Origin of the sequence: Corallococcus sp. AB032C, assembly GCF_003668935.1 — a bacterium.
Classification (GTDB): Bacteria; Myxococcota; Myxococcia; order Myxococcales; family Myxococcaceae; genus Corallococcus; species Corallococcus exiguus.
The window spans coordinates 76,320-101,677 of record NZ_RAWP01000004.1; the positions used below are offsets into that span (position 1 = coordinate 76,320).

The following is a 25,358-nucleotide window of genomic DNA, read 5'->3' on the forward strand; positions in this document are numbered from 1 at the left end:
ACCCATGATCGGTGCATTCAACGAAGCGTTCCTCGCCGCCCTGGAGGAAGGATGGTCGCCCGAGCGTGATGCAAAGGCGCACGCGAGCACGATCGCCGCCATCCACGACCTGGACTCTCCCATGTACGAGAAGAGCCAGTTCGCGCACCCGCTCCTCTTCAGCGAAGCGGAGTTCCAGGAGCTGAGCCGCGCGTGCCGCCACCTGCTCTCCGCGCAGCTGAAGCTCATCGGGCACCTCATCGACGCGCGCTCGCGGGAAGGACTGTTGGACCTGCTGCGCATGCCCCGGCGGCTCATGGACTTCATCCACTGGGACAACCTGCGCCACGGCGACGCGACGATTGGCCGGATGGACGTCGTGCCGACGCGGCAGGGCTACTTCTTCTGCGAGTTCAACATCTTCCCCGGCGTGGGAGGGGGCGAGGCCTACGAGGGCTCCCGCGCGGCCACGGAAGCGCTGGGCTTCCCCAGGGCCGGGCTGATGAACAGCCCGCTGCGCGACCTCGCCGTGCTGTACGCGGAGGAGTGCCGCAAGCGGGACCTGCGCCGGGTGGTGATCCTCGACTCCACCGGACACGCCCAACTGGGGTATCCGCGTCAGGACTACCTGAAGCGCTACCTGGAGGATCTGAACCCGGGCGTGCCGGTCCACATCCTCGACGAGGTCCGCTACCCGGAGGCATGGCTGTCGCGTGAGGAGGGCGAGCACACGCTCATTCACCGCATGTTCACCTACGAGGAGGTGACCGACGGCTTCGCGTTCCTGGAGAAGCTCTGGTCCAGCGGCGCGGTGCTCACCAACGGCTTCGAACCGGAGCTGCGGATGAGCAAGCGGTTCCTCGCGCTGCTGTGCGAGCCGGGCCACCACGCGCTCTTCAGCGACGAAGAAGTAGCCGCCATCCGGAAGTACCTGCCCCACGCCTTCTCCCTGTCGGAGGAGAACCTGGCGGACGCGCTGCGCGACAAGACCGGGCTGGTGTTCAAGATCGACGACAGCAGCTCCTACGGCGGCAGCGGCGTGCTGATGGGAGTGGACTGGCCCGCGGACGTACTGGAGCAGAAGCTGCGCGAACCGGGCATCGAGCGGTGGATCTGCCAGCACGTCGTGGAAGCGGAGGCCGTCCGGCTGCGCGCGGCCGGTGACTCAGCCCCGGCGGAGTACCGGCTGGTGCTGGGCTTCTACTCCTACGGAGGAAAGCCCAATGGCTTCCTGGTGCGAGGCAGCCGCACTTCGAAGGTGGTGAACATCACCAGTGGAGGCAAGCTGGGGTGGGCGTTCGTCGTCTCTGACGAAGGACGCCAGGCCTTCATCCGTCACGCGCGAGGCCGCGCGGAGGACGTCACTGCAAGGAGTGCATGAACCATGGCGGCGAACCTCATCCTTCTGGGCGCGAGGCAGTTCATCACGGAGCGGGCGTGGCAGCTGGGCCTGCGGCCGTTGGTCATCCAGCAGCCGGGGCTGTCCGATGATCACGTGAACCGGCAGTCCGACCGGGTCCTCCTCATGAGCTACGACGACCCGGCGCTCATCCCCATGCTGAAGGCCGCGCACGAGGTGACACCGTTCGTGAGCGCCATCACCGTCGCGGAGGAGGCGCTCATCACCTGCGCGCGCATCAACGAAGCGCTGGGGCTGCCCGGGACGTCGCTGGAGCTGGTGGAGAAGACGCGCGACAAGCCAACCATGCGGCGGGTGCTCGACTCCGGCGGGTTCTCACCCATGCAGTGGGCACCGGTGAAGACGCGCGAGGAAGCCGTCGCGTTCGGCGAGCGCCAGGGCTATCCGTTCATCCTGAAGCCCGTGGACGGCGTGGGCAGCATCGACGTGCGGCTCGTGCGCTCCGCCGCGGACCTGGACGGCGTGCTGAACGGCCGAGCGTCGTGGATCGCCGAGGAGTACCTGGACGGCCCCGAGTACTCCGTGGAGTGTTTCTCCTTCGCGGGCCGCCACGTCATCCTGGGCATCAACGAGGAGACGAAGAGCACGGACCCCAACGGCAGCGCGTTCCTGGAGGTCGCGCACCAGGTCCCCGCGCCGATGAGCCCGGAGCGGGACCGCGAGGTGCGCGACTTCATCCGCGGCTTCCTGGACGTGCTCGGGCTGAAGGACGGCCCCTCGCACACGGAGCTGAAGTACACGGCGCGCGGCCCTCGCATCGTGGAGACACACACGCGGCTGGGCGGCGACCGTCTGTGGGACCTGGTCCGGCTGACCACGGGGCATGACCTGCTGGACATGACGCTCCAGTGGGCCATGGGGACACTGAAGCCCCTGGAGGCGGATCCGGTGCCCCGGGGCGGCGCGGCCATCCAGTACTTCACCCCGCCCCCCGGCAAGCTCAAGCGCATCAACGGCGCGCTGGCGCTGAAGCGGCTGCCGGGCGTGGTGGACATCTCGCTCGCGGTGGAGTTGGGAGGCACCATCCGTCAGGCCCTGAAGTCAGAGGACCGCGCGGGCTACGTGCTCGCCTACTCGGACACCGTGCAGCAGGCGCAAGCCGTGTGCAGGGAGGTCACCCAGCGACTCGTGTTGGAGACCGCGTAGACACTGCGTTCTCCAGCCCCAGGATCGAAGGGCAGCCGCTTCCGGTCAGGCTTCCTCGTTGGGGAGGAGTGTTCGAAGAAGCTCGTCGTCGGGGCCGAGCGGGCGCCAGCCGGGAGGGGGGGGACTGGCGAGGAGCGCATCGCGCACCTGCCGCACGCGCTCTTCATGGGTTTCTGGGGTGTACGCGGACCAGCGCCCAAGCGTCATTGCAACCTCGAAGCGGCTTGCGTCGTCCAAGATGGGCGGCCAACCGTTGGGGAGCCCCTCGGCGACTTCGCGCACGAGCACGTCGCGAACGAAGCGCGTGACCCGCTTGTGCTGCTCCGCCTCGTATAGCAATCCGCTCAACACCTGCACCGCGGCAACGTCGTTACCCAACTCGTCGGCCAGGACGTACAGCGGAACGGCAGGGCGCGCATCGGCAAAGGCGGTCAGTGAGTCGTAGCCTCGCTCACGGACCCGTTCGTACAGGCGCGCCTTGATGTTGCCCTGCCATGCACCTCCGTCGCTCATCGTCCTCTCCCACGAGTGAAGCTCATCGGGACCCTATAGTCCCGCATACTCTTCGCGACGAGAGTCAGGATCTCATTCCGCGTCAGCGTTCGCCCAGTGGCAATCTCGGCATCGCCCAGGGCCTTCATCATCATCCTGTTCCACTCGCCGGGCCATGCGCGTCCCGGGCGCCAGTTTCCCCCACCGTGAATCGCCTCATGATCGGCCTGCTCCAGCCGGACGCAAAAGTTGTCGATGTCCATGTCGCCCTTGAAGCCGCGCCGCTCGAACCACTCGCGATGCTCTTGCGGCAGCACATGGTGTTTCGGCGCGTCCGACATGCCCGCCCCCGCCCTGCCCGTCACCTGCATGCCGCGCACTTCGGGGCTGTCCCCCAGCGCTTCACGCACGCCCTTGGGTAGGTCCCGGTGCGCCTGGGCCATCGTGACCTGTCCGCCCTGGATGAGGACGGCCGCGCCGACGGCAGGCACGGAGATGACGCCCGCCCGCACGAGCCTTCGCATCATCTCTGCCCACTCCGCGGAGACAACCATCCGCGAGCCCGCCATGACTCCGCCCGAACTCATCACGAGCCCCACGCCCAGTGTCACGGGGGCCGAGGGCGGCACGCGTGGCATGGCCATCTTCATTGTGGAAATCATCGCGACCATCTCCACCGCCTGAATCGCCGCGATGACCTGCCCACTCAACTTCATGGTCTCGCGGGTCTCCCGCCGGAGCGTGTCGAACTCACGCGTCAGCTTCCCCATCAACTCGGGCATCGCGGTGGTCGCCGCCTCCACTCGCTCCGGGTCCAGTGAGGCGAGGTCCGTCAGCGTGGGCTCCATCAGCCCCTGCACGCGATGAAGATCCACGAAAAGCTTCTCGGCGCTGCACATGGGACAGTTGCGGAGCACGGCGTCCGCGAGGTGCAGGAAGTCCACCCATGTGGCCAGCAGGAGCGTTCCGAATTGAGCCGCCTGGAGCTTCGGCCCCGTCATGCGCAGCAGGGCCAGTTCCATGTCCGTGGGGCCGACTTCCGAGGCAACCTTCGTCAACGCGGTAGCACTTCCAATCGCGCCCTGAATCCACGTCACCTGCTTGGAGCCCTGGTCGAGGTAGCGCGTGAAGACGCCATTGAGGCTCCATCCCACGAGGGGCGGAGGGCGGTCCGCCAGTTTGGAGAACCCGGCTTCGACGCGCGTCAGTGAGCCCTTCACTTCTTCCGTGGCTTCGAGGACTGCCTGCCGTGTCAGTGCTGCGCTCCGGGCCTCGCCCCCAACGGCGCCCTCCCTGCTGCCGTCTCCCACGGCAGTCACGTCGTCACGCGGCTGCTGGCGGCGCAGGAGGCCGTTGCTCGGACCCGGAGAAGGCGCGTGGGAGGAAGCCCCGAGCGCGCGAGGGTTCATCACTCGGAGTTTCCACCCGTGCGGGCGAGGAGGTCTCACGCGGCGCGTAGCTCAAGCTTCGGCCACGCGCAGGCGCTTGCGCCACGGAGGAGCACCCCGTGGCCAGCAGCAGCAGGGCCAGCAAGAGGGCATCAGCGCGAATGGTCCACCCCCAGGCCCACCGAGGCGAACGCCCCTGGCCGCAGCGACCCCTCCGGCGCGGCGGTGGGATGGAACCCGCGGTGTCGCACACACGAACGCCGTCGCCCCTCTTCGCGAAGGGGGATGTCAGACCCATGGGCCATGCTCCATGATTATCTGATATTCCTCGTTTGAGGGCTTGTTCATGGATGCAGCAGAGAACTGCGAAGACCTCTTCCACTCGACCATCCACCTGGCGGACCTGCTCTATCCACATGCGGATCGGTTGGGAGAGGGCACATCCGAGGAGTGGAGCTTCTCGCACCTGGACACCCGGGCGCGGGCACTGGGTACGTGGCTGCGGACGCTGAACGCGGCCGGCGAACGGGTGCTGCTGCTGTATCCCCCGGGCCACGAATACATCGTGGGGTTCATGTGCTGCCTGTACGTGGACGCCATCGCGGTGCCGTGCTCCCCGCCGGATCCCTCCCGGCTGGACAGCGCCCTGCCGCAGCTCCTTGCCATCGCTCGGGATTGCGGCGCGCGCTTCGTGCTGACGACGAGCAGCATCCTGGAGATGTCCCCGCGCCTCACGTCGGAGACGCCGGAGCTGGGTGAGTTCCACTGGGTGGCCACGGACATGGTGCCGCCGTCCCTCGCGGAGGACTGGACGCCGCTGGCCCGGGCGCAGGAAGCCTTGCTCCCCGTTCCCATGGCCGTGCCGCTGCTCGACACGGACGAACGTTTCATGCTGCTCCCCGAATCGAACGACCCGACGCCGTCGGATGACTCGCGCTGCCTGCCGGCGCGGTTCCGCGCGCAGGTGGCTCGCACGCCGGACGCGGTCGCGGTGGCGGCGGAAGATGAAACGCTCACCTACGCACAGCTGGATGCGGCCAGCGACGCGCTGGCGTGGCACCTGCGCGAGCACGGCGTCGCTCGAGACGTGCGCGTGGGTCTGTGCGTGGAGCGCCCTACCCGCATGGTGGTGGCGATGCTCGGCATCCTCAAGGCAGGCGGCGCGTTCGTGCCGCTGGATCCGGACTGCCCGCGGGAACAGCTGGCCGCGATGATGGAGGACTCACGGGCGCGGGTGCTCGTCACGGAGTCCCACCTTGTCCAGCACCTGCCGACTGACGGCGTGTGCACCGCCCTGCTGGACTCGGAGGACGCGTTCGAGCTGGACGTGCTGGGGCCTCCGCGCGCGGGCTCGACGCTGGACGACCCTGCCTACGTCCTCTACTCCTCCGGCAGGCCCCAGGGCGTGAGGGTGTCGCACCGGAGCGTGGCTGACTTCTTCAGCGCCATGGACGCACGCGTGGGCGCCGCGCCCGTGGGCACGTGGCTCTCCGTCAACCGCATCGTCTGCGACAGCTCCGTTCTGGAGCTGTTGTGGACGCTCGTCCGCGGCTTCCGCGTCGCGGGTGCACCGCACCCACGACAGCCGGGGTTCAGCGCTTGCGCGCGAGCAGCCGCCGCACTTCCTTGAGGCACGCGTCCGTCACGGCCTCCACGGACAGCTCACCGTCGATGTGCACGATGCGCTCGCGCTTCGCTCGCAGCGTGATGGCCTTGAGGTACTGCTTCGCGATGCGCCGCTGGGCCTCGTCCGCTTCGAACAACTCCGCGGGGCCTCCGCGCACGGCCCGGCGCTTCGCCGCGACCTTGGGGTCCACGCCCACGAACAGCGTCAGGTCCGGCGACACCGCGTGCGCGTTCACCGTGTCCACCCACGCCATGGGCAGGCTCGCGCCCTGGTACGCCAGCGAGGACAGCACGTAGCGGTCGCACAGCACCACCTTGCCCTCCTCCAGCGCCGGCAACACCCTCGCGTGCAGGTGGTCCGTCCGGTCCGCCGCGAATAGCAGCGCCAACGTCTCCTGCGCCAACGGCCCGCGGCCGTGCGGCAACCCCAGGCGGCCCGTGAGCGCCTGGCGCAGCATCGTTCCCACCGGACCGTCGGACGGCTCGCGCGTCGTCACCACCGCGTGCCCGTCCGCCCTCAGCGCGGACGCCAGCCGCTCCGTCTGCGTGGTGGTGCCCGCGCCGTCCAGGCCTTCCAGCACGATGAATCGCCCCGGCAGGGCGACCTTCCTGGCGGCGCTCACCGGGGAAGGAGCGCTGCGGGGTTGTCCAGGTGCAGCTCGCGGCGCAGCGCGAGCAGCGCCTCGTACCGCTGCAGCTCCTCCACCAGCACCGCGCGGCCCTTGCGGTAGCTGAGGAAGCCGTACACCAGCAGCCCCAGCGCCAGGAGCGCGGCACCCCAGGCCAAGAGCGGCGTGCGCAGCGAGTCGTAGAACAGCTTCCCCGCCGCCCCTGAAATCAACATGAAGGCGATGACGGACACACCCGCGTGGGTGAAGTGGGTGGTGCTCTGGCGGGTCGACAGGCTCTCCTGCAACTGGTCGAACCGGGCCCGCTTGTCCTGCTGGATGTCTGCGCTCACGGAGCCGAGCACCCTACATCACGTGCCCCAGCCCGTCGAGTCGCCCGCCGGGCGGCACCCACCTACACAGACGCGCAGTCACAGCTTGCGCTCATCCCAGCCATTGAACGGACGCACGCCCGCTCCCCGAGCATGGCTTGCCACCCCACCCCCCTCGCGTTACATGCCGCGAACCATGCCTCTCCACGTCGTCAGCAGGATGAGTTCCCCCGACATGAGCCGTGACTCCGAGTTGAACACCATCGAGGAGGCCATCCGCGACATCCAGGCTGGCAAGTGCGTCATCGTCGCCGACGACGAGGACCGTGAGAACGAAGGCGACCTCATCATGGCCGCCGAGCTCGCCACCCCGGAGATGCTGGCGTTCATGGTCCGCCACACCAGCGGTATCATCTGCCAGCCCATGCTCGCCGAGCGGCTCGACTCGCTCCGCCTGCCCCAGATGGTGGCGGAGAACACCGAGTCCCACCGCACCGCCTTCACCGTCTCCGTGGACTTCCGCCACGGCACCACCACGGGCGTCTCCGCCAACGACCGCACGAAGACCATCCGCGCGCTCGCCGCCCCGAACAGCACCGCGGACGACTTCCTGCGCCCCGGCCACATCTTCCCGCTGCGCTACCGCGAAGGCGGCGTGCTGCGCCGCGCGGGCCACACCGAGGCGGCCGTGGACCTGGCGCGGCTCGCCGGCCTGCAGCCGTCCGGCATCCTCTGCGAGCTGGTGAAGGACGACGGCACCATGCAGCGCATGCCGGACCTGAAGCAGTTCGCGCGCGAGCACGACCTCAAGCTCGTCACCATCGCGGACCTCATCGAGTACCGCAGCCGCAAGGACCGCCTGGTGCGCCGTGAGTCCGGCCAGAGCGTCGTGCGCACCCGCCACGGTGAGTTCACCGCCCTCACCTACACGTGGACGCCCGACGGCGCGAAGTCCCTTGTCCTGGTGAAGGGCGACCCGTCGAAGGTCCAGCCCGCCCCGCTGGTGCGGCTGCACGGCGCCTGCGCATTGGGCGACGTGTTCGGGTCACCGGATTGCAAGTGCAACCTGCTGCTGGACCGCGCGATGGAGAACGTCGCACGCGAGGGCACGGGCGTCATCGTCTACCTGCCCGGCATGCACGGCAACGACTTCGGCATCCACCACAAGCGCGCGGGCGACGGCAGCAGCGCGTCCGTCAGCCGCGCGGCCAACGAGTCGCGCGACGTGGGCATGGGCTGCCAGATCCTCACCGACCTGGGCGTGAGCACCATGCGCGTGATGTCCAACACGGACATGACCTACCGGGGCCTCTCCGGCTTCGGTCTCACCATCGAGTCGCGCCTGTCGCTCGACGTGGAGTAGCGAAACCCCGGAGGCGCGCGAGGCTTCAGCCCAGGTCCTTCAGGGCCTCGCGCACGGAGGACAGGTCCGCGGGCAGCTCCACCGGCGGGTTCGCGTGCGCGGCCTTCACGTCGCTCAGCGTCTCGCGGTGGTAGCCGACCTTGAAGTCCGCGAACTTCAGCCCGTGCGCGGTGGCCACCACCGCGACGCTGGAGCCCTTCGCAATCACGCCCGACGCGGCCAGCTTCTCCACCGCCGCCAGCGCGACGCCCGTCTGCGGACAGGCGAAGGTGCCCTCGCGGTCCGCCCGGGCCGCCGCGTTGGACAGCTCCGACTCCGTCGCCTCCTCCACCACGCCGTCGAACGCGCGCAGCATCCGCACCGCGCGGCGGAAGGACACCGGGTTGCCAATCTGGATGGCGGACGCGAGCGTCGCTCCCGCCTGCATGGGCACCAGCTCCTGGAAGCCGCCCCGGAAGGCGCGCGCCAGGGGGTTCGCCCGCTGCGCCTGCGCCACCGCGATGCGCGGCCGGCGGGTGATGAGCCCCAGGGTGAAGAGCAGATCCAGACCCCGGCCCAGGGCACTCGCGTTGCCCAGGTTGCCGCCTGGGATGACGATCCAATCCGGCGGCTCCCAGCCCAGGTCCTGGCACAGCTCGATGGCGATCATCTTCTGGCCCTCGATGCGCAGCGAGTTCATCGAGTTCGCCAGGTACAACCCCGTGTCCGCCGTCACCGCCTGCACCAGCTTCATGCAGCCGTCGAAGTCCGTGTCCAGCGACAGCACGCGCGCCCCGTTGGCGATGGGCTGCACCAGCTGCGCGAGCGACACCTTGTTCTTCGGCAGGAACACCACCGCCGGGATGCCCGCCGCCGCGGCGTACGCGGACAGCGCCGCGGACGTGTCGCCCGTGGACGCGCACGCGACCGCGCGGATGGGCGTGCCGCGCGAGCGCAGGTGCTTCACCGCGGACACCAGGACCGTCATCCCCCAGTCCTTGAAGCTGCCCGTCGGTGAGACGCCGCACTCCTTCAACATCAGCGAGCCCAGCCCCAGCTCCGCCGCCATGCGAGGCAGCGGCTTGAGCGGCACCCGCCCCTCGCCCAGCGAGACGATGTCCTCCACCGGCAGCTCGGGCAGCGCCCACTCGCGCTTGCCCCAGACGCCGGAGCCGTCTGGCAACCGCGACGTCGCGAAGCGGGACTCGAAGCGGCGCTTCCACTCCGCCGCGGGGATGGCGCGCAGGGCGGCCTCGTCGTGGGCCACCTCCAGCAGGCCTTCACAGCGCGGGCAGCGGTAGACGACGTCCCACAGCGAGGCGGTGAAGCCACAACCCTCGCTGCACGCGTAGCCCGCCTTCAGCGCTGGAGCCGTCACGCCTCCACCTCCACCTTCGTGCCGCACGCCACGCACGGGCGGCCCGGCCTGGACGGCACGTGGCACGAGGGACAGGGCACGCGCTCGTCCTCGTCCCCGCCGCCGCGCTTCGCCGTCGCGGGAGCCGCCACCCGGACCCGGGGCAGCCGCATGCCGCAGCCATCACACAAGAGGCCTTCCGCCTGGACATGGCGGCAGTAGCGGCACGTCACCGCGCCCACCGGGGCGGCGGTGCGCACACCGTCGTCCTGCGCACGGCCCGTGTCCAGGTCCGTCATCTGCGCGACGGGCACCTCGCCCGTGGCGCCTGAACGGGTCAGCTCCAGGTCGGGCACGACCATCGCCGGCAGGTCCGGCCCCGAGCGCAGCCGCGTCAGGTCCAGCTCCGGCAGCGCGGGTGCGTCCACCGGCACGCGGCCCCCCTCGTGGTGCGTCAGCTCCAGCTCCGCCAACGGTGCCACGACAGGCGCGGGGATGTTCATGAGGCCAGGGAAACGCTTGCCACAGCCTTCGCACTCTTCGCCTTCCGACTGCACGTGGTCGCAGACCGGGCAGATGATCATGGGCGGGACGTTACCGGTCCCCTCACCGCTCGGCAACGCGACCTCGGGGACGCTGGGAGTGGGCATGCAGGCGCGCGGCCTGTCGCACCCGCTCAGCTCGGGGCGGAGCCCAGTCCCATCATGGGGACGAAGCGCACCGGCAGCAGGCGCTCCACCCGGGGCAGCATCCCCGGCTGTCTCCGGCGGATGCGCAGCAACTCCTGCGGCTCGTTCACGGAGCCCACGGGGATGACCATCCGCCCCCCGGGCCTCAGCTGGCGCAGGAGCTCCCGGGGGATGTCCTCTGGCGCGGCGGTGGCGATGATGGCGTCGAAGGGCGCGGCCTGGGCCCAACCCTGGGAGCCGTCACCCTCCCGGTAGAACACGTTGGTGAAGCCCAGCCGGTGGAGCAACCGCCGGGCGGGCCGGGCCAGCTCGCGGACGATCTCCACCGTGAAGACCTCGCGGGCCAGCATCGCCAGCACCGCCGTCTGGTAGCCGGAGCCGGTGCCGATTTCGAGCACGCGCTCACAACCGCGCAGGCGCAGGGCCTCGGTCATCAGGGCCACCACGTAGGGCTGGCTGATGGTCTGCCCGTGGCCGATGGGCAGCGGCACGTCCTGATGGGCCGAGTCCCGCGCGTCCAAGGGCACGAAGTCCGCGCGGCTCAGGTTGGCGATCGCCGCGAGCACCCGTCGATCCCGGATGCCCTGCCGCGCCAGATACTCCGCTCGCCCCCAGTCTCCCATCGCGTACGCCCCCCGTGGTCCTCCAGCCAGGAAAGTAAGCACGACGACAGTCCGGGACAATCCAGGGGGCGGGCGCGGGCCTCCTCGGGCCTACCCCACCCGGGCAAGCGCGAGCCGGCCCTCCCAGCGCTCCTCCAGCGCCTTCACGAGCCCCTGGTGGTCCGGCTTCTGGAGCTGGGGGTCGGCGTCCATGATGCGCCGCGCTTCCGCCTGGGCGAGCGACAAGAGGTCGCCGTCGCGCACGAGGTTCGCCACGGCCAGCTCCGGGAGGCCGCTCTGCCGCGTGCCCAGGAACTCGCCGGGGCCGCGGATCTCCAGGTCCTTCTCCGCGATGACGAAGCCGTCGCTGCTGCGCTCCATCACGCCCAGCCGCTCGGTGGACTCCCAGGAGCGCGCGGCGCCCGCGACGAGGAAGCAGTAACTGGCCGCGGCGCCACGGCCCACGCGTCCGCGCAGCTGGTGCAGCTGCGACAAGCCGAAGCGCTCCGCGGCCTCCACCACCATGACGGATGCGTTGGGCACGTCCACGCCCACCTCCACCACCGTGGTGCAGACGAGCAGCTGGATGCGCTTGTCGCGGAAGGCCTCCATCACGGCGTCCTTCTCCTCCGGCTTCATGCGCCCGTGCAGCAGGCCCACGCTGGCGTTGGGGAACACCCCCTGCAGCTTCGTCGCGCCCTGGGTGGCGTCCTCCAGGTCCAGCTTCTCCGACTCCTCCACCAGCGGATAGACGACGTAGGCCTGGTGGCCCTTGGCCAGCTCCGAGCCCACCGCTTCGTGGACGCGCGCGCGCTGCTCGTTGTTGAAGACGCGCGTGGTGATGGGCGTGCGGCCCGGCGGCAGCTGGTCGATGATGGACACGTCCAGGTCGCCGTAGAGCGTCATCGCGAGCGTGCGCGGGATGGGCGTGGCGGTCATCACCAGCACGTCCGGCGTGAGCCCCTTGCTCATGAGCGTGTGGCGCTGGAGCACGCCGAAGCGGTGCTGCTCGTCGATGACCACCAGCCCCAGCTTCTGGAAGGACACGCCGCCCTCCAGCAGCGCGTGCGTGCCCACGGCGAGGTGGATGTCGCCCTTCGCCACGGACTCGCGCACCTCGCGCTTGTGCTTCGCGGTGCCCGCCGCGCTGATGAGCCCCACGCGGTAGCCCAGCGGCTCCAGGATGCGGCGGAAGGTGCGCTCGTGCTGTTCGGCCAGGATTTCGGTGGGGGCCATCACCGCCACCTGGTAGCCATCCTGGAGCGCCACCATGCCGGCCACCAGCGCCACGGCCGTCTTGCCGCTGCCCACGTCGCCCTGCACCAACCGGTTCATGGGCTCCGGACGCGCCATGTCCCGGGCGAGGTCCCCCACCACGCGTGCCTGCGCCCCGGTGAGCTCAAAGGGCAGCGCGGCGCGCGCCTTGTCCAGCCGCGCCGGGGTGACGTCGAAGGCGATGCCCTCCTCCGCCTTGATACCCTGGCGCTTGAGGGCCATGCCCAGCTGGAGGAAGAACAGCTCGTCGAACGCGAGCCGGCGGTGCGCGGGGCTCTGGTGCGCGTCCAGCGCCTCCAGGTCCGCATCGTCGGGCGGGAAGTGGATGAAGCGCAGCGCGTCCGGCAGGCCCATCAGGTGGTAGCGGCGGCGCAGGTCCGCGGGCAGCGGCTCTTCCAGATGGTGCGCGTGCTGTTCGCTGATGCGCGAGGTCAGCTCGCGGAAGGAGCGCTGCTCGCCGCGCTCGAAGCCCGGGTAGACGGGGACGATGCGGTGGAAGTGGACGGAGGTCGTGTTCTCCAGGTCCTCGGCGGGCTCCAGCTCCGGGTGGGCCATCTCCCGGCCGTTCATGGAGGCGCGCACCTCGCCGGAGAGCACCAGCTGCTTGCCCACGGAGAAGCGGCTCTTGAGCCACGGTCCGGCGTTGAAATAGGTGGCCGCGATGCTGCCGGAGCGGTCCCCCACGACGGCGCGGAACATGCGCTTGCCGCCGCGCCCCGGGACGAAGTCGGCCGTCTTCACGGTGCCCACCGTCACGCCGCGCTCGCCGGGGATGAGCTCCGCGATGGTGCGCAGCTTGCGGCGGTCCTCGTAACAGCGTGGCAACAGGAACAGGATGTCGCCGGTGCGGCGCAGGCCCTTCTTGTCGAGCACCGCGACGAGCCGTGGCCCCAGGCGCTTGCCCAGCGTCTTGAGCGGCGCGGACAGCGGGCCCGTGCGCGGCGCGATGGACAACAGCTTCGCCTCGGAGCGGGACGCCTCCGCGCCCACGGCCTTGGCCTTCTTCTTCCGGGCCTTCTCCGCGGGAGCACGGTCCGCTGGCGGCGCGCCCTTGCGAGGCTCGGTGCTCGCATTGGGCTTCGCACCCGGAGCACGGGCCGCCGCACCCGAGGGAACCACGGCGGCGTTCCGGGCCGCGGCCATGCGCGCACCGTAGGGCTGGGCGTCACCTTGCGAAGGCCCCATCGCGGCGCCTCGGGATGCCGCCATGCGCGCGCCGTAAGGCACCGGCTCGCCCTTCGCGGGACCCGCATTCCCACCTTGGGGACCCGTTCCCGGCGGGAGCGAAGCTGCACGGGCCTGCGGCTGCCGGGATGCGGTCGCGGGCGTTGCCGCCGGAACGCCACCGCCCACCTGCGGCACGGGGTCCTGCGAACGCCACGGCGGCACGGTGTTGCCACGCGCCTCCACCGTCCCCTGCGGCGGCGTCAACCGGCGGCGCGCTGGCGCGGGGTTCAGCTCCCCTTCCAGCACGTGCGCACGCTCCGGCGACCGGGGAAAGCTCGCCGCCACGGCGTTGATCTCCCCCGTGACGACCACCCGCTCCAGCTCCTCCGGCAGCACCACGCCGCTGAGCTTCAGCGCACCCAACACCTGGCGCAGCGCGGCCTTGCGGTGCTCCGGCGGCGCGGGTGGATCCACGTGCGGCAGCGCCGCCCTCAATTCCTCCAGAGCCCGCGCGTCCACGCCCCCGGCCGACGCCAGGGTGCGCTCCATCAACGTGCGCAAATCCCGCACGGTCCCGAGCTGGGCGAAGTCACGCTGACACGCGTACTTGAGAGGTCGAACGAGGCTGGCGAGCGGGTGGTTCACGCGGGATTTCCAGCCTCCATCCTACGAAGCGCTCTGACGCCGCAGGGAAAACGAAACCGGGGGAGCGAGCCCAGGCCCGCCCCCCCGAAGGACACCCGGCCAGCCGGGCTTCAGCGCTAGCTGGCCGACTCTTCCTGCGGATCCTCGAAGCTGATGGCCGCGACCTCCAGCTCGCGCACGCCGCCGGGGCTCTGCACCGTGGCGATGTCGCCCACCTTCTTGCCGATGAGCGCGCGCGCCACCGGCGAGGTCACGGCGATCCACCGCTTCTTCAGGTCGGCCTCCGTCTCACCCACCAGACGGTAGCTGATGGTCTTGTCGTTCTCCGTGTCCACCAGCTCCACGGTGGCGCCGAAGATGACCTTGTCGCCGCCCAGCTTCGCCGGGTCGATGACCTCCGAGCGGGCGATCCAGTCGCCGAGGGTCAAGATGCGCCCCTCGATGTGCGACTGCTTCTCCTTGGCCGCGTGGTACTCCGCGTTCTCTCGCAGGTCGCCGTGCGCACGCGCGACCTCGATCTCACGCGAAATCTTGCCCCGCTCCACGGACTGAAGGTGCTTCAGCTCGTCCTTGAGCTTCTGCAGACCGTGGGGGGTCATCGGGATGTTGTCGCTCCCGCTCATCGAACCACCGCTCCTTCCATCACCTGGCTGCGCATCGGAGGTCTGGCGTTCCCTCCTGGAACCCGACCCGCGACTCGAAAGGGTCAATGTAGGGAACGAGTGACTGGCCGGTCAACGAAAGCCTTACAACCATCGTCCGGTAGTGGCTGGGCGCCCGACGGCCGACCCGTTAGGCTGCTGCACGTGCTGTCCGTCCAGGAATTGCGCGCGCTCGCCTCCGCCCTCCCCGTGGGCGCCTTCCAGCATCAGCTGGGCCCCTTCGCGCTGGTGCAGCGTCCGCCGTCGGAGCTGTCCGCCGCCGCGCTCGCGCCCACCCGCATGGCGGACCCCGGCGACGTCGAGCAGGGCATGCTCGCCCTCCTCTTCGAGTTCGACGATTTGCTCGTCGCCACCCTCCCCACCCTCCGGGATTCGGAGGTGCTCCGCATTGGCCGCAGGCTGGACTGCGAGTTGGTGCTGGACGATGCGTCCGTGTCCAAGCAGCACGCGGAGCTCAAGTGGAGCCGCGCGGCGGGCCGCTGCACCGTGCGCGACCTGGGCTCCACCAACGGCACCTTCGTCAATGCCAGCACCATCGGGCAGCGCGAGGTGCCGCTCCGGGGCGGCGACATCCTCAGCTTCGGCAACGTCCAGTTCTGGTACCTGCTCACGGACGCGCTGCATGAACGGCTGCGCGTGGGCGCGGCCTCCGGCCTGGGCTCCCACTCCGGCTGAAGGCCGCCCGCTCTCACCTCACGGACAGGCGCCGCAGTCCGCCGCGCACGCGTTGTACGAGTTGGACGCACCGCAGGACTCCGTCACCTGGCAGATGCCATCGCCGCACACGGCCAGGTCCGCGTCGCGCACGCGCGTGGTGAGCGGCTGGAAGCTCACGCCGCCCACCGTGCAGCTCGCGAAGGCCGCTCCCGCCTGCGTGCACACGTCCGAGCAGCTCCCCACGTAGATGAGCGGCGCGCACGTCATGCGAGGCATCCCGGAGCCATCAACCACCGCGCACGCACGCGTGGTGCTCTGGGTCGCGTCCAGGGGCGGATTCTGGCTGCCCGCGTAGAGCCCCTGTCCCTGGAAGAGATTGCCGAAGAAGCACGACTCCGGCCGGGCGAAGGTGGCCAGCTCACCCTCGGAGGCGGGGATGACCACCCCCAGGCCGTCCCGGCCCAACACGGAGATGGGCACGCTCACACCGAAGGGATTGCTGTGCGCCGCGAGACACGCGGAGACGATCTGCTGTTCCGTCTCCGTCGCGGGCGCCCCTCCGGCCCAGCCTGGCGCCAGGCCCAGCAGGCCCGTCCACGTGTGCACCGTGTTCGTCTGCGCATCTGTGTACGTGCGCGTCTGCCCTTCCGGGATGGCGCAGCGCACGATGTAGCGCATGACCTCCGCCGCGAGCGCCGGATTCGCGCCGTACCACGACGCGAAGGCCGTGGATGACAAGCCATTGAACGACAGCCCGTTGAAAGACAACCCGTTGAAAGACAACCCATTGAATGACAGCCCGTTATACGAAAGGCTGTTGTAGCTGAGAGCGGACTGCTCCTGCGTGGCCAGCGGATCCGCTGGCACGGGCTCCCGGCCGCCCGGGTCACAGCCCGCGCCCAGGACGGCCACGGCCAGTCCCCACGCCCACCAGGAGAGTCCCCCCTCGCCACGACGACGCCCGTTCTCCACGTTCCCCATGTGTGCAACCTCCTGCTGCCGCGGGCGCTCCAGCCGGTCCCACGAACGTTTGGACAAGGAGGGCGTCAAAGACAAACGGGCGAGCAGCGCCCCCTCACGCACGAAAAGTGCGACCACGTTGTACGTGTGGCAAGGCGAGAGAGGTGCGGGAAACGCGGGAGCGAGGTCAGGGCAGACACTCCGGGCGTCTGGGGTTGAACGCGTGGGTAGGCGTTCATCCAGGAACGTGAAGGCCGTGGCCCTCCGGGGCGAGGATACGTGTCCCCACCCCGGCGCCACGGCCGTCCGTTTCTTCCGTTGAGAGGCTGGGATTACCGCTGGGCCTGGGTGCCGATCTTCACCTGGGACTTGTTCAGCTTCAGGCTGCCCAGCTCGCGGTGGATGTTGGCCAGGTCCGACTGGGTGAGCTGCTGGCCCTCCTCATGTCCGCCCGGGGGTCCGCCCTTGGGAGGCTTGCCTTCGGGGGCGACAGCGCCGCCGCGATCCGGATCCACCAGAGCCGTGCCGCCACCGGCCTCCACCGACGACAACGCCTTGAAGCCGGCGGTGGTGCTGGCCGCCTCTCTCTGCGTGAGCTGCTTCACCAGCGTGAGCTTCCCGCTGCCCCGGTCGTACCGGTACATGCGGGTGCCCTTGGCGCCTTCATCCACGGCCACGTCCACGGTGCCGCTGGACTTCGCCGTCGCCGGGCTCGCGATGGGCTTCGCCGGAGCGAGCTTCACCTGATTGTTCTGGACCCTCGCAGGCTGGGCCCCTGCCTGCGCCGCCGACAGGGCGACAACCCCCACGGCCATCGTTCCCACTGCGGACTTCCAACGCGTGATCATGAATCCTCCCGGTTCCTTTACGCGCGGCGGCGCGGATATTCGCCGGGAGTCTATTCGAACGCGACCAGGTCCTGGACCCACCGGGCGCTGCCCTGCTGGAGCCACCGCGCGCGGGTGTCCCGGAGCGCCTGGGCAGGCGGAGTGCCTCGCCGCAGCGAGTCCACCAGCGCCTGGAAGAAGGCACCGGCCTCCACGTCCGGCACCTCCGTGGAGGGCGCGACCACGGCCCGCGCGCCCGCTTGAATCAGCGCGGACGGCAGGCTGGACACCGCGTGGTAGCGCCACGCGCCCACGTTCGCGTCGCAGGCGGCCAGCATCACCACCGGGGTGCCCCGGAGCGTGTGCCCTTCCAGCTCCTCCGCGGTGAGCGCGTAGCGGCCGGCCGCGTCCGGAGACAGCGCCAGGAAGGCCGCGTCGGACACGGTGCCTGAGAGGCCGTGCGTGTGCAGCTCCACCTCCGTGGCGTCCTCCATCTCCGCGAGCACCGCCTCCGGCGTCGCCGCGCGGCCCCGCAGGTGGACGTCACCCTGCCCCGTCATGCCCTTCCACGGCATCAGGCGAGGCAGCCCCAGCGTCGCGGGCGGCTCCACGTCCGACACCACCAGCCGCTTCGGCACGGGCGCCGAGGCCGGAGCCTCCACGCGGTGGCCGCCCGGAGCCAGATAGCTCCACGCGCGGTCCCCGGGCAGCAGCCCCGGGCGTCCCAGGAGGATGGGCTCCGCGAGCACTCGCACCACGTCGCAGCCGGCGAGCACCTGCAGGAGTTTCCCAGGCACCGCGGGCACCTGTTCGCGCAGGGGCTGCTTGAGGGCGTGGAGATACAGCCCGTCGCTCGCGCCGGTGGGGCCTCGGGCGACGAAGAGCATCCGTTCATCCTGGCCCGCCAGCGCCAGCAGGCACGACGTGGGCGCGGTGCGGTCCACCTCCCGCGCGAGCAGGTCCACCGCGGGGCCCCACTCCTTCGCCCGGCCCGCGTCCATCACCAGCACGTGATGGCTGTGGGCCCAGGCCTTGCGCGCCTCGATGTCGGTGGAGCGGTGGAGCACCGAGCCGGTGATGACCCCGCGCAGGAGCTTCTGGCCCTCCTCGCGGTCGCGCTCGATGAGGATGCGCCCTTCGATGTGGTCCACCAGCAACCGCTCGCCGGCGGTCAGCGACGGGTCCTCGCGCAGCACTCGGATGCGCTCGCGCACGCGGTCCAGCTCGCGTCCCGGCACCGTGCTGCCCTCCAGCCGCAGCAGGTCTCCCGCGACGGCGACCTCCAGGAGCGTGGGCGCGGTGGGACAGGCGAGCGAGTCCTGCACCTCGCGCCGGGCCCGCTTCGCGTCCAGGTCCTCCACGAAGAGGAGCGCCCGTGCGTGGTGGTACTCCGACCGGCGTGCGCAGTCCTCCGGCGCGTGCTGGACGAACTCGTCCAGGTAGGCACGGGCGAGCGCCGGGGCGTGGCTCAGCCGCGCGCTCGTCACCAGGTCGGACAGGAGCACCTCCTCCTGGAACCAGCTGTCGGTGCGGAACGCCTCTTCCAGCGCGGAGCGCGCCAGCGACCCGGCCTCGTGGCGGCGATCCATCCGGTTGTAGAGCGCCGCCAGGTGCCGCTGGAGGTCCACGCAACGGTCCTGGAAGCCCGCGCTCCGGCACGCCGCCAGCCCGTCCTTGAGGGACGTCTCCGCCGTCTCCATGTCGCCCCGGGCCTGCGCCGCCTGGGCCCGGCCCCGGGCGAGCGGAGCGTCGTACCAGGCGGGCTCACCGGACTGACGGACCAGCGTCGCCAGCTCGTCGACGAAGCGGTCCTCCTGGTGGAGCAGCAGGATGGCGCCCAGCAACAGGTCGCGCTCGCCGGAGCGCCGCAGCCGCGCGAGGAACGCGTCCACCTCCGCGCCCCGCAGCGAACGCGTGCCAGCCAGCAGCTCGCGGTAGGTGTTGGCCAGCGGGCCGCGCTTGCTGAAGTCCGCCGCCGCCACGCGCGCCGCGTAGGCGCTCGCGGTCTGGGTGTGGGTGACGTCGTCCAGCAGCGCGGCCAGCGGGGCCAGGGTCTTCACGCGCTCCACGGACGGGGCCGCGCGCAACGCGTGGTAGAGGTACAGCCGCGCCAGGTCCGGGTTGCGCCGCGCCATCGAGCCCGGATACGGCGTTCCCTCCAGCGCCAGCTCCATGCCGGCCGCGTTCATGGCCTGCCACGAGTCCCGACGCGCCAGCGCGCCCTTGCGCAGGCCGTCCGCGCGCTCGGTGGCTTCGGTGCTCCAGCCGGGCTCCTTCGCCTGCGCCACGCGGGAGAACTCCGCCGCGGAGGCCAGCTCCAGCGACAGCGCCTGGAGCGCGAGGCCCCGGTTCCAGTGCAGCCGTGCGTCGTCCGGCGCGGTCTCCAGGCCCCTCTCCAAGAGCGTCAGCGCGCGCTCCGGCTGGGCACGGCCCAGGGCCACCAGCGACAGGTCTCCCATGACGGCGGGCGACGCGGGCAGCCGCTCCAGGATGCGCTCCGCGCGCTCGAAGTCCCCGGCCGCGAGCCAGGCGGTCGCGACGCCGTGCAGGTCGCCCTTCGCCTCCAGCTCCGACAGGGCCTTGAGGTCCAGCTCCGGCCGTCCGTCCGCGCCGCCGCGCATCGTGCCCGTGGCCCGGTAGTCCGCGAGGCCCGGGTGACTGAGCCGGCCCTCCAACGGACGCACGGAGGCCAGCGCGAAGGGCAGCGCGCGCACTGTCTCCGAGGAGCGCCACGGACGTCCCACCAGCAGCACCGCGAGCACCACCGCGGCGGCAGCGGCCGCGAAACCCGCGACACGGCGGCGATCCCACACGGCACGGCCGCGCGGGTGAGCGGACGGGGAGCGCGTCCCGGCACCGGGCACCGGTTCGGACCGGCTTCCCGTCCCGGGGACGGCCCGAAGTCCCGGCCCCGCCGCCGAAGCATCGGGGCCACCTTCCGAACCGGGGGACGCCACGGGCCGCGTCTGTGCTCCGGACGCGGCACGCGCGTCGGCGGCGGCCTGCACGAGGAGGCTCGCCTGTACCTGGTCCTCCAGGCCGGCCTGGCACTCCGCGCAGGTCGCGAGGTGGGCCTGGAAGGCCTCGGCCTCTTCTGGCGGAAGCTCCCCGTCCACGAAGGCGGCGAGCTGTTCACAGGAGACGGTCACGCCGGGCCCCCCGCGGTGCCTTCCCGGGCGAGGAGCAGATCCTTGAGCTTCTTGCGCGCACGGAACAGACGGGTGCCCACCGTCATGGACGGGATGCCGAGCCGTCGGCCGATCTCCGCGTAGCTCTGTCGCTCCATGTCCTTCATGCGGACCACCTCGCGCAGCTCCGGGGGAAGCTGTTCCACCGCCTTCCACACGTCATCCAACGTGTAGCGCGCCCATGTCTCCGGGGCGGCGTCGGCCTCCGCCAGGGTGTCCCCCATCGCGTCGGTGAATTCCTCCTGGGGGTGGCGCCGGTCGTGCCGGCACCAGTCGAGGAAGCGTCGAACGAGGATGGACGCCAGCCACGCCATGGGAGGCGCGGACCGGTCATACGTATGAAACGCGCGGAAGGCCCGCTCGTAGGTCTCCTGCAACAAGTCCTTCGCGTCCGCCGGGTTGCGGCCCCGGCAGAGGATGCGGGCCCGCTCCTCCAACGCCGGAGCGCACCGCGCGATGAGCGCCTGGAACTCCGCGGCGTCCCCACGGGAGGCCGAAGGCACCTCCGGCGCGGATGCGGAGGACTCCCCGGGCGGGACGGCGCGGGGCGATCGCGGGCGGAAGACCACGGGGGCGTTCCTAGCAGGAGCCGCCCCGCCCGCGAAGTCCGTCGACACCCTCCCCAGCACTTCCCACCCGACAGGTGGGAGACCCGGGATGGCAGGCAGGAGGGCTAGCAGGGGCCGTTGCCGATGCGAACGCCCGTGCGCACCCGGGCCTTGAAGACCCCCAGCGCCGCTCCGAAGCCCGTGACGCGAATCTTGCTGTAGCCGGACCCGCCCGTGCCGATGTTGACGCGCAGCCCGCAGAACGCCGGGAAGAAGGGACCCGCCGCGTACCAGGTGCCGGTGGTGCTCACCGAGCCCAGCCCCCACCAGACGCCGTTCGCGTAGCCGAACGCGGCGCCGGTGATCGCCACGCCCTTGCAGGCGCTCTCCGTGACGTTGCTCGACGCCGGGATGACCTCCACGAACGGCTGGGCGTATTGGCCCCCCAGGCCGTTGATCTCCGTCACGAAGCGGTGGACGCAGGACGGCTGATCATAGGTGCCGTCGTTGGAGGCCGCCGACATGTCCGCGTACGAGCAGTGGGGGAAGACGGCATTGATCGAAGCGCCGTCCGGCTGCGCCAGCACCACGCCCGAGCCCACGCAGGCCTCGTCGATGCCCTGCTCCTGGCTGGCGACGGACTCATCCACGACCTCGGCGCCAGGGGTCTCCTCCTCGAGGGGCCCCCCACAGGCGGTGGCGAGCGAGGCGGCGAACATGAAGGCAGCGGAGGGGATGAAGCGCATGGGTGACTCCGGAAGAAGGGGCCCGCGTGCGGGCTCCTCCCTGTTACGTCCGGTGTCGCGCTTATTCCCCCGCGCCATTTCCACGCTGTTTTTCGGCCGTGCTAAGGCACCGCGCGTGGACATCGACAAGCCCTACCTGCTGTTCCTGGGAGACGTGAAGGATCAGCTCGCGGCCAAGACGGCCCACGGCATCGTGGACTGGCGGCCCGACTGGTGCGTGGGTCAGCTGCGCCTCCCGGGCTGCGTGGCGGACTGTGGCCTGCCGGACATGGACATCGCCCAGGCGAAGGCGAAGGGCGCGCGCACGCTGGTGGTGGGCGTGGTGAATCCGGGCGGCGTGCTCGCGGACGCGTGGGTGGACACGCTGGTGCGGGCGCTGGAGGCCGGACTGGACGTGGCCACCGGGCTGCACAAGCGGCTGTCCTCGTTCCCCGCAGTGGCCGCCGCGGCGGCGAAGCACGGGCGCAAGCTGCACGACGTTCGCTTCCCGGACCGGGACTTCGCCACGGGACAGGGCACGAAGCGGCCCGGCCTGCGCGTGCTGACCGTGGGGACCGACTGCGCGGTGGGCAAGAAGTACACGGCGCTGGCGCTGGAGAAGGAGCTGCGTCAGCGAGGGTGGAAGGCGGACTTCCGGGCCACCGGGCAGACGGGCATCCTCATCTCCGGGCGAGGCGTGGCGCTGGATGCCGTGGTGTCTGACTTTGTCGCCGGCGCGGCGGAGTGGCTCACGCCCGCGAACGACGCGGACCACTGGGACGTGGTGGAGGGCCAGGGGTCGCTGTTCCACCCCTCCTTCGCTGGCGTCACGCTGGGCCTGCTGCACGGCTCACAGCCGGACGCGTTCATCGTCTGCCACGAGCCCACGCGAACGCGCATGCGAGGCGTGCAGCACCCGCTGCCATCCATCCAGGACGTCATCGACCGCACGGTGCTGGAGGGCCAGCTGACGAACCCGGCCATTCAATGCACGGGCATCGCCATCAACACGGAGCACCTGGGCGAGGATGAGGCGCTATCGCTCCTGGAGGCCACCGGCCGGGCGCATGGCCTGCCCTGCGTGGACCCCCTGCGCACGGGCGCGGGCCCCCTGGCGGACGCGCTGTCGAGCCGCTTCCCGCGCGGGTGACACGGGCTCCTTCTTCCGAAACCCGCTCTACTGGAGCGGCTCACGGTATATTGAGGGCACCATGGGACGCATTTTCGAGACACGCAAGGCGACGATGTTCGCCCGCTGGAACAAGATGGCGAAGGTCTTCACGCGCATCACGAAGGACATCGTGATCGCGGTGAAGGCGGGCGGGCCGACTATCGAATCGAACCCCGCGCTGCGCCGGGCCGTGCAGAACGCCCGCGCGGCGAACATGCCCAAGACCAACGTGGACGCCGCCATCAAGCGCGCCAGTGGTCAGGACCAGGCCGACTACCAGATCCTCCTCTACGAAGGCTTCGCGCCGCACGGCGTGGGCATCCTGGTGGAGGCGGCCACGGACAACGTCACGCGCACCGTGGCCAACGTCCGCTTCCCCTTCACCAAGCTGGGCGGGAGCATGGGCACGGCGGGCAGCGTGTCCCGCCTCTTCGAGCACATGGGCGCCATCCGCCTGGACGCCGAAGGGGTGAACCAGGAGGAGCTGGAGCTGGAGCTCATCGACCACGGCCTGGAGGAGATGGGCGAGACCACGGGCGAGAAGGGCGAAAAGCAGCTGCTCCTGCGCTGCAAGTTCGCTGACTTCGGCAAGCTGATGTCGGCGGTTGAAGCCAAGGGCATCGCGACCGCGTCCACCCAGTCCGAGTACATCCCCCTGCCCGGCACCCTCAAGGAGCTGCCCGAGGAGCAGGCCACGGAGGTGCTCAAGCTGGTGGACATGCTGGAGCAGGACGACGACGTGCAGCACGTGTTCCACAACCTCGCCTGAAGCAACGGCATCCGGCCCCTGAGCGCACTCCCCGGGGGCCGGTGCCACGCTCACGCGGCGTCAGAGCCAAGGGACGCGAGGCCTGTGCTTGAAGGTTCACCGGGCCGGACAAGCGCGTGGATGCCCGAGGGGAAGTCCATGTCGGACGAGGGTGAAGGGCAGGACCTGCGGGACACGGTGAAGCGGTTGGAGGCGACGGTCGCGGCCCTGGAGACGCGGCTCGCGAGCCTGGAGTCCCGGGAGGCGCCGCGCCCCGTGGCCATGCCCGCGGTCGGCACAGTCGCGGCCCCGGTGGCAGTGCCCGAGCAGCAGCGGGACCTGGAGGCGCATGTCGGCACCTACTGGTTGAGCCGCCTGGGCATCGTGGCGCTCATCATCGGCATCGCGTACCTCATCACGTACCACTTCGGGGAGCTGGGGGTGCTGGCGCGAGTGGGCGCGGGCTACCTGCTCAGCGCCGGGCTGGGCGCGTTCGGGTTGTGGTTGGCGCGGCGGAACCAGCTCTTCGGGCGAATCGTCTTCGGCGGCGGTCTGGCGCTCGCGTACTTCGTCACCTACGCGCTGCACTTCATCCCGGCGGTGCGGGTCATCGACAGCGAGGTGCTGGCGCTGGTGCTGCTCGCGGGGTTCGTGGTGGCCATCGTGACCATCGCGCACCGGATGCAGTCGGAGACGGTGGCGGGCATCGCGCTGTTCCTGGGACTGCACACGGGGATGCTCAGCGACATCACCGCGTTCACGCTGCTGTCCACGACGATGCTCGCGGCGGGCGCGCTGTTCTTCCTGGTGCGCAACCGTTGGGTCATCGTGCCCCTGTCCAGCCTGGTGGCCGTGTACAGCACGCACGTCGTCTGGGCGGTGCGCACGGGCCACATGGCGCCGGGTGCGCCCGAGGATGACCGGCTCCTGTTGAGCCTGGGCTTCCTCGCGCTCTACTTCCTGCTGTTCTCCGTGGCGCTGTTGGTGCGCCCGCGCGACCTGCCCGTGCGCGCAAGCCTCGCGTTCACGCTGCTCAACTGGGTGGGCCTGACGTCGCTGGGCGCGTACGAAGTTTCCCAGGAGCAGGACTCGCACCTCTTCGGCTTCCTCCTCGTCGTCGCGCTGGCGCATGGCGCGGGGGCCGTCGTGTCCAGGCTCCAGCGTGCGCCCACGGCGCTGACGCACGCGTACCTGGCGCTGACGGCGGTGACGCTCGCGCTGGCCATGCCCGCGCGCTACGACGACGTCGCGCTGGTGGCGGCATGGACGGTGACGGGGCTCGTGGCGGGCCTGGCCGCGCGTGGGGTGGAGTCCCCGGTGCTGCGGGGCGTGGGCGTGCTCATCCTCTACGTGGCGCTGGGCGCGTGTGAATGGGAGACGCCGGGCCGCCTGACGTTGCTCATCGGGCTGGTGGTGGCATTCGTGCTGGTGGAGCGCGGCGGGACGGTGCGCGTCGCGGGCATGCCTGAGCCCGAGGCCCGGACGGCCTTCACCGCCATCTGCGCGGCGGGCGCGGGGCTGTCGCTGGTGGCGCTGGTGGGCGCGCGGATGCCCCAGGGGCTCGTCACGTTGGGCTGGGTCATCGCCGCCTTCCTCCTCTTCGGCGTGGGCTTCGCGGTGCGCGAGCGCTGGTACCGGCTGGCCGCGTTGGCGGTGCTGGGGCTCGCCCTGGGGCGGCTGGTGCTGGTGGACGTGGCGAAGCTGCCGCCGGATCAGCGCGTGGTCACCTTCATCCTGCTGGGCGTCATGCTGCTGCTCGTCTCATACACATACACGCGGCTGCGCGACCGGCGCGGGTGAAGAC

Annotated in this window: 22 protein-coding genes; 8 read left to right on the plus strand and 14 right to left on the minus strand. The window is 70.6% G+C overall.

Annotation, left to right across the window (positions count from 1 at the left end; translation table 11 throughout):
- The first annotated feature begins 4 nt into the window (after positions 1 to 4).
- Both D7X99_RS02690 and D7X99_RS02695 read left to right on the plus strand, forming a co-directional pair.
- Positions 5 to 1,360 (plus strand): hypothetical protein, encoded by a 1,356-nt coding sequence (locus tag D7X99_RS02690; protein WP_121776341.1) that lies wholly within the window; start codon positions 5 to 7, stop codon positions 1,358 to 1,360.
- Positions 1,361 to 1,363: 3 nt separating this feature from the next.
- Positions 1,364 to 2,545, plus strand: coding sequence for an ATP-grasp domain-containing protein (locus D7X99_RS02695; protein WP_121776342.1), 1,182 nt, complete (start codon positions 1,364 to 1,366; stop codon positions 2,543 to 2,545).
- A 45-nt stretch (positions 2,546 to 2,590) separates the two neighbouring features.
- Here D7X99_RS02695 and D7X99_RS02700 read toward each other — a convergent pair whose 3' ends face one another.
- Positions 2,591 to 3,058, minus strand: a complete 468-nt coding sequence (locus D7X99_RS02700) for an NUDIX hydrolase (protein ID WP_121776343.1) — start codon at positions 3,056 to 3,058, stop codon at positions 2,591 to 2,593.
- Entirely contained in the window at positions 3,055 to 4,347 is a 1,293-nt protein-coding gene (locus D7X99_RS02705) for a DUF2380 domain-containing protein (protein WP_233613055.1), read from the minus strand. The genes D7X99_RS02700 and D7X99_RS02705 overlap by 4 nt, the downstream gene beginning before the upstream one ends.
- Positions 4,348 to 4,771: 424 nt before the next feature.
- Here D7X99_RS02705 and D7X99_RS02710 point away from each other — a divergent pair, with 424 nt between their 5' ends.
- Positions 4,772 to 6,055 (plus strand): AMP-binding protein, encoded by a 1,284-nt coding sequence (locus D7X99_RS02710; protein ID WP_147476009.1) that lies wholly within the window; start codon positions 4,772 to 4,774, stop codon positions 6,053 to 6,055.
- Here D7X99_RS02710 and tmk read toward each other — a convergent pair.
- Both tmk and D7X99_RS02720 read right to left on the minus strand, forming a co-directional pair.
- Positions 6,018 to 6,674 carry a dTMP kinase gene (gene tmk, locus D7X99_RS02715; RefSeq protein ID WP_121776345.1) on the minus strand — a complete coding sequence of 219 codons (657 nt, stop codon included), beginning with the start codon at positions 6,672 to 6,674 and terminating at the stop codon, positions 6,018 to 6,020. The two genes, D7X99_RS02710 and tmk, sit on opposite strands and share 38 nt — an antisense overlap.
- Positions 6,671 to 7,012, minus strand: coding sequence for a hypothetical protein (locus D7X99_RS02720; RefSeq protein ID WP_233601407.1), 342 nt, complete (start codon positions 7,010 to 7,012; stop codon positions 6,671 to 6,673). The genes tmk and D7X99_RS02720 overlap by 4 nt, the downstream gene beginning before the upstream one ends.
- A gap of 214 nt (positions 7,013 to 7,226) precedes the next feature.
- Here D7X99_RS02720 and ribB point away from each other — a divergent pair, with 214 nt between their 5' ends.
- Positions 7,227 to 8,354 (plus strand): 3,4-dihydroxy-2-butanone-4-phosphate synthase, encoded by a 1,128-nt coding sequence (gene ribB / locus D7X99_RS02725; protein ID WP_121776346.1) that lies wholly within the window; start codon positions 7,227 to 7,229, stop codon positions 8,352 to 8,354.
- A 25-nt stretch (positions 8,355 to 8,379) separates the two neighbouring features.
- Here the strand turns inward: ribB and thrC are convergent, their stop codons facing one another.
- From thrC to greA, 5 genes are all read right to left on the minus strand, one after another.
- Positions 8,380 to 9,711 (minus strand): threonine synthase, encoded by a 1,332-nt coding sequence (gene thrC, locus D7X99_RS02730; RefSeq protein ID WP_121776347.1) that lies wholly within the window; start codon positions 9,709 to 9,711, stop codon positions 8,380 to 8,382.
- Complete coding sequence (locus D7X99_RS02735) at positions 9,708 to 10,274, minus strand: hypothetical protein (protein ID WP_121776348.1); 567 nt, start codon at positions 10,272 to 10,274, stop codon at positions 9,708 to 9,710. Before D7X99_RS02735 ends, thrC begins: the two co-directional genes overlap by 4 nt.
- Before the next feature lie 92 nt (positions 10,275 to 10,366).
- Positions 10,367 to 11,002 (minus strand): protein-L-isoaspartate(D-aspartate) O-methyltransferase, encoded by a 636-nt coding sequence (locus D7X99_RS02740; RefSeq protein ID WP_121776349.1) that lies wholly within the window; start codon positions 11,000 to 11,002, stop codon positions 10,367 to 10,369.
- Positions 11,003 to 11,092: 90 nt separating this feature from the next.
- A complete protein-coding gene (recG, locus tag D7X99_RS02745) occupies positions 11,093 to 14,068 on the minus strand; it encodes an ATP-dependent DNA helicase RecG (RefSeq protein WP_121776350.1) in 2,976 nt (991 codons plus the stop codon).
- Between the two features lie 116 nt (positions 14,069 to 14,184).
- Complete coding sequence (greA, locus tag D7X99_RS02750) at positions 14,185 to 14,691, minus strand: transcription elongation factor GreA (protein WP_120593553.1); 507 nt, start codon at positions 14,689 to 14,691, stop codon at positions 14,185 to 14,187.
- 183 nt (positions 14,692 to 14,874) lie between these two features.
- Here greA and D7X99_RS02755 point away from each other — a divergent pair, with 183 nt between their 5' ends.
- Entirely contained in the window at positions 14,875 to 15,405 is a 531-nt protein-coding gene (locus D7X99_RS02755; RefSeq protein ID WP_120574237.1) for an FHA domain-containing protein, read from the plus strand.
- A gap of 18 nt (positions 15,406 to 15,423) precedes the next feature.
- Here the strand turns inward: D7X99_RS02755 and D7X99_RS02760 are convergent, their stop codons facing one another.
- The 5 genes from D7X99_RS02760 to D7X99_RS02780 form a co-directional block, all read right to left on the minus strand.
- On the minus strand, positions 15,424 to 16,368 hold the full coding sequence (locus D7X99_RS02760) for a hypothetical protein (protein ID WP_121776351.1): 945 nt from the start codon (positions 16,366 to 16,368) through the stop codon (positions 15,424 to 15,426).
- A 311-nt stretch (positions 16,369 to 16,679) separates the two neighbouring features.
- Positions 16,680 to 17,195: a hypothetical protein gene (locus tag D7X99_RS02765; RefSeq protein ID WP_121776352.1), complete on the minus strand. Its 516-nt coding sequence runs from the start codon at positions 17,193 to 17,195 to the stop codon at positions 16,680 to 16,682.
- Positions 17,196 to 17,245: 50 nt separating this feature from the next.
- Entirely contained in the window at positions 17,246 to 20,323 is a 3,078-nt protein-coding gene (locus D7X99_RS02770; RefSeq protein WP_121776353.1) for a CHAT domain-containing protein, read from the minus strand.
- The gene (locus D7X99_RS02775) at positions 20,320 to 20,931 is read right to left on the minus strand and encodes an RNA polymerase sigma factor (protein WP_121776354.1); all 612 of its coding nucleotides are present in this window, start codon (positions 20,929 to 20,931) and stop codon (positions 20,320 to 20,322) included. Before D7X99_RS02775 ends, D7X99_RS02770 begins: the two co-directional genes overlap by 4 nt.
- Before the next feature lie 104 nt (positions 20,932 to 21,035).
- Positions 21,036 to 21,656 carry a hypothetical protein gene (locus D7X99_RS02780; RefSeq protein WP_121776355.1) on the minus strand — a complete coding sequence of 207 codons (621 nt, stop codon included), beginning with the start codon at positions 21,654 to 21,656 and terminating at the stop codon, positions 21,036 to 21,038.
- A gap of 115 nt (positions 21,657 to 21,771) precedes the next feature.
- Between D7X99_RS02780 and dgcN the strand changes: the two genes are divergently transcribed.
- The 3 genes from dgcN (at position 21,772) to D7X99_RS02795 (ending at position 25,354) form a co-directional block, all read left to right on the plus strand.
- Entirely contained in the window at positions 21,772 to 22,785 is a 1,014-nt protein-coding gene (gene dgcN / locus D7X99_RS02785; protein WP_121776356.1) for an N-acetyltransferase DgcN, read from the plus strand.
- Positions 22,786 to 22,846: 61 nt separating this feature from the next.
- Positions 22,847 to 23,575 carry a YebC/PmpR family DNA-binding transcriptional regulator gene (locus D7X99_RS02790; protein WP_121776357.1) on the plus strand — a complete coding sequence of 243 codons (729 nt, stop codon included), beginning with the start codon at positions 22,847 to 22,849 and terminating at the stop codon, positions 23,573 to 23,575.
- A 120-nt stretch (positions 23,576 to 23,695) separates the two neighbouring features.
- Positions 23,696 to 25,354: a DUF2339 domain-containing protein gene (locus D7X99_RS02795; RefSeq protein WP_233613056.1), complete on the plus strand. Its 1,659-nt coding sequence runs from the start codon at positions 23,696 to 23,698 to the stop codon at positions 25,352 to 25,354.
- The last annotated feature ends 4 nt before the right edge of the window (positions 25,355 to 25,358 follow it).